At 61.1% G+C, this 1168-nt stretch carries 1 protein-coding gene and 1 pseudogene; both read left to right on the forward strand.

Annotated elements, in window-relative coordinates:
• Nucleotides 1–867, forward strand: an 867-nt coding sequence (locus EN925_RS36760) for a D-arabinono-1,4-lactone oxidase (protein WP_164894701.1), incomplete at its 5' end; no start/stop codon positions are given.
• Between the two features lie 17 nt (nt 868–884).
• Nucleotides 885–1168 (forward strand): annotated as a pseudogene (locus tag EN925_RS36765) (hypothetical protein); the annotation flags it as partial.

Consider the following 1168-nt stretch of genomic DNA (forward strand, 5'->3'; position numbering starts at 1 on the left):
ATCGTCGACAACGCCGTCTACCGCACCTCGCGCGAAATCATCAAATCGGACGATTTTCCGGAATTCTTCGCCAAGGTGCTGGAGCCGAACAAGGATATCGGCCTGTTCTACGGCCATCTGTCGACGGCGCCCGGCAATTTCCTCGAGGACATGATCGTCTACCGTTACGACAAGGTGGCCGAGCGGCCGCCGGCCGATCAGCCCGAGATCGGCGAACCGGGATCGGTCGGGTTGAAGCGGGTGATCATCAACCTGGCGAAATGGGGCAGCCTGTTCCAGGAATTGAAGTGGTTCACCGAAAAGACACTGGAGCCGAAATTCGAAAGCTGCACGGTGGCGCGCACCTCGGCCATGGCCGAGGGCGAGGCCTGTCTCGTCACCCGCAACAACCCGATGCACGATTCGGTGCCCTATCTGTTCAACGATCAGATGGAAGAGACCGACATCCTGCACGAATATTTTATTCCGCGTGCCGCCTATGTCGAATTCATCGCGGAAGCGCGCGAGATCCTGCGCAACCAGACGCTGCCGGTGCTCAATGCTTCGGTGCGCATCGTCCACAGGGAGGATGTGGCGCTGACCTACGCGCCGGAGCCGGCCTATTCGCTGGTGCTCTACGTCAACCAGCCGACCGATGCCGACGGCAATGCCAGGATGCGGGCGCTGACGCGGGCGCTGATCGACGTGACGATCAAGCATGGCGGGCGCTTCTTCCTGCCTTACCAGCTGCATTATACGGCCAGGGAATTGCTGGCCTCCTATCCCGAACTGCCGGCCTTCCTGGCGGCGAAGCGGCAGTATGACCCAACGGAACTGTTTTCCTCGACCTTCTACCGTGCCATCAAGGCGCTGAGCGGGGTGTCGTAAGAAGCAGGAGAACAGCCATGCGGATGGTATCGGCGGCGGCACTCACCCTCATCGCGCTGTGCGCCGGACCGGCCGGAGGCGAGGATCTCAAGGCCTTCAAGCTGACCATCGACGGCGTGACGGTCGATATCGATCCCGGCGAGAGCGCCGATGTGACGCTGCCCGGCGGCAAGCAGAGCAAGGTGACGCTCGCGCGCAACGACTTCGCTACCTTTTCCGGCAGCGATTTTTCCTTCGTCCACCCCAGCGGCATTTCGGTGACCAAGACCGATCTCGGCGATGACATCACGCAGTATCTGAT

Source organism: Mesorhizobium sp. M7A.F.Ca.US.006.04.2.1 (genome assembly GCF_004022915.1).
In the GTDB taxonomy this organism is placed as follows: Bacteria; Pseudomonadota; Alphaproteobacteria; order Rhizobiales; family Rhizobiaceae; genus Mesorhizobium; species Mesorhizobium ciceri.